The organism is Sphingomonas sp. CCH5-D11 (assembly GCF_001557395.1).
Lineage (GTDB): Bacteria > Pseudomonadota > Alphaproteobacteria > Sphingomonadales > Sphingomonadaceae > Sphingomonas.
Genome location: NZ_LSKH01000360.1, coordinates 1 through 8,349, shown reverse-complemented (window position 1 = coordinate 8,349; position 8,349 = coordinate 1). Strand labels below are relative to the sequence as shown.

Annotated in this window: 6 protein-coding genes; 2 read left to right on the top strand and 4 right to left on the bottom strand. The window is 63.0% G+C overall.

What is annotated here, in order from left to right:
- A partial coding sequence (locus tag AX702_RS21370; RefSeq protein ID WP_066782323.1) for a thiamine pyrophosphate-requiring protein occupies window positions 1–1,580 on the bottom strand: 1,580 nt, incomplete at its 3' end.
- A 252-nt stretch (window positions 1,581–1,832) separates the two neighbouring features.
- Window positions 1,833–2,972 carry a tyrosine-type recombinase/integrase gene (locus AX702_RS21365; protein ID WP_010408866.1) on the bottom strand — a complete coding sequence of 380 codons (1,140 nt, stop codon included), beginning with the start codon at window positions 2,970–2,972 and terminating at the stop codon, window positions 1,833–1,835.
- 167 nt (window positions 2,973–3,139) lie between these two features.
- Between AX702_RS21365 and AX702_RS21360 the strand changes: the two genes are divergently transcribed.
- Together AX702_RS21360 and tnpA are read left to right on the top strand one after the other, a co-directional pair.
- Entirely contained in the window at window positions 3,140–4,111 is a 972-nt protein-coding gene (locus AX702_RS21360; protein WP_037447504.1) for a hypothetical protein, read from the top strand.
- A gap of 1,575 nt (window positions 4,112–5,686) precedes the next feature.
- Complete coding sequence (gene tnpA / locus AX702_RS21355; protein WP_010408862.1) at window positions 5,687–6,106, top strand: IS200/IS605 family transposase; 420 nt, start codon at window positions 5,687–5,689, stop codon at window positions 6,104–6,106.
- Between the two features lie 363 nt (window positions 6,107–6,469).
- Here the strand turns inward: tnpA and AX702_RS21350 are convergent, their stop codons facing one another.
- Together AX702_RS21350 and AX702_RS22740 are read right to left on the bottom strand one after the other, a co-directional pair.
- Complete coding sequence (locus tag AX702_RS21350; protein ID WP_029623214.1) at window positions 6,470–7,585, bottom strand: replication initiator protein A; 1,116 nt, start codon at window positions 7,583–7,585, stop codon at window positions 6,470–6,472.
- A 79-nt stretch (window positions 7,586–7,664) separates the two neighbouring features.
- Window positions 7,665–8,349, bottom strand: a 685-nt coding sequence (locus AX702_RS22740) for a ParB/RepB/Spo0J family partition protein (RefSeq protein WP_443026320.1), incomplete at its 5' end; no start/stop codon positions are given.

Here is an 8,349-nt window from a genome sequence, read left to right as displayed (position 1 = left end):
CGCACTCCGCTAATATACGCCGCGAGTTGTGCCGAATGTTCTGACGACGGACAGCGCGCGTAGGGGACGTCCGGAATATCCTGCGTCGTCGGGAAACGCGGATTGCCTTCCATCACCCGCTGTTCCCACGTGACCTCGTTGAGATCGCCGTTGTTGAAGACGCAGACGATGAAGCGCGGATCGCGCCACTGCTTCCAATATTTCTGGACGGTGATGAGTTCGGCCAGATTGTTCATCTGCATTGCGCCGTCGCCGACCAGCGCCACGACGGGCCGATCAGGATAAGCAAACTTGGCCGCGATCGCATAGGGAACCGCAGCGCCCATAGAGGCTAAACCGCCCGAGAGAGAGGCACGCTGCCCGACCTTCACGCGATAGTCGCGCGCGTACCAGTTGGCGCATGAGCCCGAATCCGAGGTGACGATCGCGTCGGCGGGCAGACGCGGCGACATTTCCCAGACCACGCGCTGGGGATTGACGGGCTTTGCTTCCGCCATGGCGCGTTCCTCGAGCGTCTGCCACCACTGCGCAGTCGCCTTCTCGATGCCTTCGCGCCAACTGCGATCATCCTTGCGCTGGAGCAGCGGGATCAGCGCTTTCAGCGTTTCGGCCGCATCTCCATGCAGGTTGACCTCGACGGGGTAGCGCAGCCCCAGCATCGATGCGTCGATGTCGACCTGCACGGCCCTCGCCTGCCCGTCTTTCGGCAGGAACTCGGCCCAGGGAAAGCCCGTGCCGATCAGCAGAAGCGTGTCGCACTCGCGCATGAGGTCGGACGATGGCTTGGTCCCGAGCAAGCCGATCGCCCCGGTCACGAACGGCAGATCGTCAGGCAGGACATCCTTGCCGAGCAACGCTTTGGCGACGCCGGCGCCAAGCAGGTCGGCGACCTCGGTCACCACGGCCGACGCGCCGCGGGCTCCCGCCCCAATCAGGATAGCGACCTTGGCGCCTGCATTCAGTACCTCCGCCGCGCGCGCGAGATCGGCGGGCTGCGGGACGACGATCGGATGTGCATAGCCGGTGCCCGAGCGGGTGAAGCCGTGCGCCTGGCCCGGCTCCTCATATTTCGTATCCTGTATGTCCTTGGGCAGCACGATGGTTGAGACCGCGTTGCCCGCGACCGCGATCCGGATCGCGCGATCGGTCACATGGCGGACCTGCGCCGGCGCGCTCGCCTCCTGCACATAGGCGGCGACGTCGGCAAACAGTCGGTCGAGATTGAGCTCCTGCTGATAGCTTGCACCGCGCACGGTGCTCTCGGCCTGGCCCGCGATCGCGAGGACCGGGACATGGTCGAGCTTGGCGTCATAGAGCCCGGTGATCAGGTGGGTCGCGCCCGGACCGCCGGTCGACAGGCAGACGCCGAGCTCGCCGGTGAATTTCGCATGCGCCGTCGCCATGAAGGCCGCCATCTCCTCGTGGCGGACCTGGATGAACTCGATGCCCGAGCCTTCCTTCTCGGCGCGCTGGAGCGCCCCCAGCACGCCATTGATGCCATCGCCAGAATAGCCGTAGATTCGGCTCACGCCCCAATCCTTGAGGCGCTGGACGAAGAAATCGCTCGACATGCGGGCCATGCCGCCCTCCACTTTGGGATTTGGTTTCGAGCCGGAGAGGTTCAGTCACGCATGCTCGCGCTGACGAGAAGAACGTCGCAGTGCGCACAGGCGTTCCCGCCGGTCGGCGGCTTCGCCCCCATCGGTGCGCGCTAGGGCCGGCCCGACGGCGAGCTCGCTTCTTCGGTCGTTGAGGCATGTCGGTGTCGCTCACTGCCCAACCGCGCCAGGTCATCGGTTTGCGACTGTCCAAACGCGGACAGCTAAAACCTGTCATTCACCGCCGAAACGCTTCGCGAGACGCGCACTCGCTCCGCTCTTGGCCGCCAGCTTCGCGCCATAGCGCATGACCGTCTTGGGATCGCGCCAGCGATAGGCCTGCATGATGGCGGGCAGGCTCTCTCCTGCCGCAAAATTGTCTTGCGCCACGCCAACCCGGATCGAATGGCTCGACACGGCCGCGACCCAGCGCTCGAGCTCGGCCTCGCTCATCGCCCCCAGCAGTTTCTTGTCGAATGCCTGGCGGATCAACCGCTTGTAGATGAGCGTGATCGTGCCGGGGTTGAGCGCCTCCTCTCCCACACCGCGGATCGAGCCATCGAACCAGGTTTCGACGCGCCGGAACAGGGCCCCGCGCGCAATCCCGGCCTTGTCGCACCATTCAGCGATCGCGCGCATGGTCGCGGGCGAGAGATAGGCGAGAGCCCCCTGCCCTTCCTGATCGGTCTTGCTGCGGCCGATCTCGACCACCCCTGCCCCGTCGACGTCGGGCCCGTCGATATGCTCGATACGCATCGCCGCGAGTTCGGAGCGCCGGCAGCCGGTATCATAGTTGACCTGCAGTAGCGCGCGATCGCGCGCGCCCAGGAGATCGCGGCGCGTGGCCTTGAGGAGGACCGCGAGGCTCACGCCGCTCGCCGGCGCGTCGAGATCGCTGACATCGCCCTTGTAGCGGATACCCCGCGCCTGCGTCTGGCGGGTGCCGAGAAGCTTGCGCGCCGCCTTGTGCTCGAGCTGCACGAGCGGGGCTGCGGTCGGATCGTCCAGCCCCGCCATGCGATAGGCCCAGCCGATATTGACGAGATAGCGCGCGATCGTCGCGGCCGCCCTCTGCGGCGTCGCCCGCGTCGCCTCATCATGATCCTGACCCGACAGCGCGCGGACATAGGCCGCGACGGTCTCGGCGGTCGCCTCCCCTGCCCGCACTCGGGTGCGCCGGCACCAAGCATCCCAGAGCTTCATGTCGGAAAGGAACGCGCGGATCGTGTTCGGCGACCAGGCCCGCGCCGCGGCCGCGATGACCTGCGGATCGACCGCCGCCTTGTCGATAGCCAGCGCGCGGACCTCGCCCACGACGTCGTCGGCGCCGGCGGGCGGCGTGCTTTGCCTGCGGGTGAGGGCCGTTTTCGCCATGACGGCGAGACATAGCCCGGTCCTTCTCATAATAATAGGGTCGTGATAATCTCCCATTATCACGACTACGCATACGAGCCAATTTGACTGAGAGCAGCTCTGGGTTAAAAGACGGCGTGGACGCGCCTCTCTCGAACAGCCGCTACGGCCCCGCCTACAGCGCGAAGATGGTCTCCGCGATCGCCTCCTGCACGGCCGCCATTACGCGTCTCGATGCCCGGTTTTGCGTTAGTTCGGTGGCATCGGCCTGGGCACGCCGCGCCGCCTGGAGTGGCTACACCCGGGCCCTGCAACTGCAATCGGCCGAGATCGACGAAATTGACGTATTTTCCTGGGGCTGCGGGCTGCAAATCCCCGGCCGGCCGCTGCGGTCGACCAACCTCGACCTGTTCGATCGCTTTCCCGCCTGGGAAGCGGCGCTGCGCGATCCCGACCCCCTCGCCTGGCGCGACGCGCTCCCGACCGCGATCGGCGAGATCGAGATAGCCGCGGACCATTCGCCGCTGATCCGCGCGCTCGATCGGGTCCGCCAGCATGCGCGTCTCGACAGCACCGCCCTGCCCTGGCTCTCGCTGCCCTTCGCTCTGCGCGACAAGGGGATGGTGACCACTCCCCTGCCCTGCCTCGTGGGCGGCGTGAAGGCGTTTAGGCTGAAGCGAACTGTCGGAGACGAGGACTGGTATGCGGCCATGCGCAGCCTTGAGGCAAGCGCCACCGCAAACCTCGCACGGTTGCACGAGCTGGAAAAGCTCCATCGCGCGGCCCAGCATGCGATCGTCGCGGAATATCGACCTGGCCACCTCCCGGGGCTCGCGGCCCTCCTCCATCACCGGCCACTGCTCTCGCCTCAGTCGCTGGCGGAGCTGCTCAGCATGAGCGTTGCCGGCGCGAGCAAACTGCTGGGCCGTGCCGTCGACTGCGGCTTGCTCGTGGAGATCACCCAGCGGCGGACCTGGCGCGTGTTCCTGAGCACGGACCTTGCCATCGAGTTTGGCTTTGCAGCGCCCAAGCGTGGACGGCCGCGCAACGTGGTCCCTCCCCCGCCAGCGAGCCGCGAGCTGTCGGAGGTCTTCGATGCCTTCGATCGCGAGATGGAGAACATCGACAAGCTTCTCCAGCATCGCGCCGAGAGTTTGTGAACGACAGTCCGCAGGAGGATCTTTCGCTTGCCGCCCGGTCTGATGAACCGGTCTATCAACCGGAGCATCCTTCTGTCGAACGATTGGAATGTCGTCGGCTGGCTGGGGCCTCTCTACCGAGGTGCGCCGGCAAACCTTTCACCAAAGGGGTAGCTGCCTCCCCTCCCCTGTTCGCAATTCATAGCGCTGGATGCAGCAAGAACTGATTTGCCGGCGAGCGCGGTCTCGTTCCCCTTGTCCCAGTGGTGAAACACGAGCTCTGCAGTCGGCGGCTATCGTCTATCGATAGTTGAAGGCGGTAGCTGCAATGTCCAGTCCACGGGTTCTCTGACCCACAACGGCATGCTTCTCGTGATCAGGCTTGGCAGGAAGGCCCCACAGCGGCCTTCTGGGCGCTTTGCTTGCCGTGGGGATAGCCGAGAGCGGAAACACGCTGTGCGGGCTGCTGGCGGCGCTCAGTGCAGGTCGGACTTCGTTCGGGTCTTGGAAAATGGCTCCTGTCACGGTGCCCTCGGCGACCTGAGCGTAGTGAGGTGCTCCGCGATGGCTGGCTTGCAAGGAGTCTAGGCGCCGCGATAATCGACGTCGATCTGCGGTCGGGTGTGTGAGGCGACGCACGCGACGGAGCTTTTTGGGTGGACGACGTGCTTAGTGCGCGGCGATCGTCCCTTCCCCTTCTTCCCAATCAATTCTTCAAAAGAAGGGAGCGCCGCAGGCGTGTTAATCTCTTTAGAGAATAGGATAAAAAGTTAAGCTGTGGATGGATCTTTCGCGACTCGCCGATTCAGCGCGAGTCGGGAGTTCAGCGCCGTTCCCATTATACCGTTTGGCCGTTCCTGAAATACCCTGCGGGGCGTTCCCATTGAACCGTGATTCGGTTCCTCATGTACCGTGCCCCGTTCCTGAAATACCGTGGGCACGGCGCGGGCCACAGGACGTCTCCAAGGGAGTAAAACGCGTTTTACTCGTCCGCAAAGTGGCTGTTTTCCGTGCCTTTCAGGCATGTTACACCCGGCAGCGCTCGTTGTCGAACTATAGGCGTCAGGCGAGGCCGCCCTGTGTTCGGAGGAGTCGAGCGGCATTTCCGCGGTCCTCCCGAGTCCTTGGGCGAATCATTGACGGTCTTTTAGGAACGGGACCCTGCGGAACTGACCTAAAACGGCGATGATCTCGACGTTTTGTTGCCTTGAGCGCATCCCGCTCGGCTGCCTGGACCGCGAAGTTTCGAGGTTTCTCGGGAGCCGGCCAGTGATCTCGACGGTACATTGAGAACGGGGCTTGGCCAGGCGATGGGCGCCGATTGTGGATGTCTAGCGCTCCCGGAGGCGTTTGCAGTCGAAGCATTCACGGTATTTCAGGAACGGCATCGAAGCAGCGAGGATGACTCCCCCTCCCCTCCCCAGCCTCTTTGGAGCGTCGACAGTTTGACCTTTAGAGTCCTCTAGCAAGGAGGAACCCCTCCGACTTCAGTCGGATACTGGCTTCAGCCACAGACTCGCGTGCTAGCCTGTAACCTCGGGAAAAGCGGAAGCCGCCGAAGGCGTGAAGCTTCCGCTTTTCCCGAGGTTACAGGCTATGGCGTATCGGTCCGGTTGTCACACCACATTCCATCATCGCTACCATCTCGTTTGGGCGCCGAAGTATCGGTACAAGGTGCTGATCGGCGATGTTCGGCTACGGGTGCGCGAGATCATCCGTCAGGTCTGTGCCGAGATGGGCGTGAAGATCATCAACGGCGCGCTGTCGAAGGACCACGTACACATGTTCGTCGAAATCCCGCCGCACGTCTCGGTCAGCGACTTCGTGCGCCGGGCCAAGGGGCGCTCATCCCGCAAGATCCAACAGGAATTCGAGCACATCCGCAAACGATATTGGGGCCAACGCTTCTGGCAGCGCGGCTACTTCTCGACCACATCCGGCAACATCACCGATGACATCATCATGCGTTACCTCGACCGACATACCCACAAGGACGGCTTCAGCCCCACCGCTTGATCCTACCGGCGTCAGCCGGTCAGTGATTCAGCTATCAGATCCGGGCAATCTGATCACAAATCCCACCCTATAAGCGCCGTTCTCTAAGTACCGTGACGGCTGCCTGGAGAGGTGGAACGGGCGATCCTCCCGCTGGCGCAGCTGTGCCCGGCAAAGCTCATCCGAGAAGAAGGCTGGCAAAGGATCGCGCGTGGTTGGATCTTCGCAGCCCACGCACATTTGATGGGGCGCCATACAGACGGGTCCGGGGCCCGGCTCGTTACTTCGGGAACGGTCCACACGGATAAGTTGACGTGCGCGCGCGAGCCATTCTCGACCCTGTTCCTGAAAGACCGTTTTGGCGGATTGCGCCTACGGCGTCGATCAGTTGACCGGACGCTGCTTCGCGCAAAAGGTCGCGAATATCTGTGTGATGTTCTTCGCGTCGAACGCTATCTCGCGCTGCCGGAGGAAGTTCCGGAAATCGTCTCCAACGAGACCGTGGTCGCGTTGGGGGCTGGGCAGGTTGGCGCGGGCGATCGCACCGAATGCCGAATGCGAGATATGCCCGCTCGAGGGGAAGGAGATAGCCGGTTCCTCGGGCGCCTTTTCCTTGACGGCCGCAGGCGAGGCTTGGGCGAGGGCAGGGGAGGGCTTGCCCTCCTCGGACGGCTCGCGATCGCGCCTGGTCATGCGCAGCAGCGGTTCGGCATCGTCACGCTGTTCGATGTCCAGGGAGTAGCCTGGCAGATCGTTCTCCCGAGCGATCTTGGTCATCTCGAACTTGAAGCGCCGATAATCGCCTTCCGCGCCGGATTTCTCGAAGAGCGTTGGCATCGAGATGGCGAAACCGTCGCTTCCGGCCCCACCCGCATGTTTGCGCGCGACCCGATAGAGCCAGCGTTCGCGCCCGCCTGTGAGCGAGAAATAAGCCGGATCGATGGCGAGCACGCCGCCGTCCATCAACACCCCGTCGTAGAACCATTTCGCGAGGGTAATTCTCATTCCCCGCACGTTTCCGGACCGATCCTTAAGCTGGCTGTGACTGTCGATCCAGGAGAAGGTGGTCTCGACGGCATCTCCTGAGCGGATGTTCGTCTTCACCGTGGTCGATTGGAGCCTGTCGAGGGCATTGCCCAGAAGATCGTAAGCGCGTCCACCAACCTCGCGCTTCAGAGTCTTCAGCATGTCGTATGGGACGACGTGGAGCGTCTGCGGGATGTCGTTGGCACCTCGCCGCTTGTGCTCGATCAAAACTGACGCGCAGTAAATCAGTATGTCGAGGTCGTAGATAGTCGCCAGACCATATTCCGAATTAGCGGAGACATGGACGGTGATCTTACGATCCGGACTGACATAGTCGATCGGCTTGAGTCGCTTGCGCTTCGACAGCGAGAAAAAGGGCCGCTCCATCGTTTCGCGCTGATCCCGAAGAGGAAGCGCAGTCAGCTGAGGGAGAAAGAGGTCTACTTGACCGTCTTCGCGGTGATCCTGTTGCATCTCGTGTCCCGTGGCATCGGTAAAACGCATTTTACCGGGAGCCAACTAATTGAAAATAAAGCGTTAAACTAGATTTTACTCAATTTCGACTGAACTTCGCACTCTCAAGGGCAGGGCGGAGCGCTTCGAGGATCTCGTCGACCGACGCTGTGCCCTTGGGGTTGATGTTGATCGTAATTCCCTTGGCCCGTGTATCAGCAAGAACCTGTCCGATCTCGCGACCCGAGGCGGCGGTGAGGGCCGGCTTGGCACGGGGTACAGGCTTCTTCGACGCCGCGGGAGCCACTGCGGCTGCGGCCAGGCGCTCACAGACCTTGATACCCTCAATCTTGTCGCTTCCAGCGTCCTTCAGCGCCTGTTGCTCGGCACCGAGGGCTATAGCTGCGGCGATGATCGCGTCGCGGTGCTGTTCGTTCTTCAGCAGGGGCGAGAGCCGCATGCCGTGTCGGACCTTGAGGTCTCCGGGCTCGGCGAACGCTGCCACGACCTCGTCCGGCAACTCCGCGAGCTGGAGGAGGTTGTGGAGGTTCTGCTTGGCGATGGCCAAGCGATCGGCCATCTGCGTGCGAACCCCGTTGTAATATGCGTCGACAGCGTGCCTGTAATTGCGCGCACGCTCCAAATCGGTGACGTCCTCGCGCTCTCGATTTTCCAAATCGGCGAGCCGGAAAGCGGCCTCGTCATCGAGCGTCTCGATACGCGCTACGAGCTCGATTTCGCTATGGTTGTTGGCATTCAGCCAGGAAACCGAGAAATGCCGGCGG

What these genes read in the sequence shown, in the direction of transcription:
- AX702_RS21350 (WP_029623214.1), bottom strand. Translation starts at nt 7,585, where the DNA reads ATGCAACAGGATCACCGCGAAGACGGTCAAGTAGACCTCTTTCTCCCT.
- AX702_RS21365 (WP_010408866.1), bottom strand. Translation starts at nt 2,972, where the DNA reads ATGGCGAAAACGGCCCTCACCCGCAGGCAAAGCACGCCGCCCGCCGGC.
- AX702_RS21360 (WP_037447504.1), top strand. Translation starts at nt 3,140, where the DNA reads ATGGTCTCCGCGATCGCCTCCTGCACGGCCGCCATTACGCGTCTCGAT.
- tnpA (WP_010408862.1), top strand. Translation starts at nt 5,687, where the DNA reads ATGGCGTATCGGTCCGGTTGTCACACCACATTCCATCATCGCTACCAT.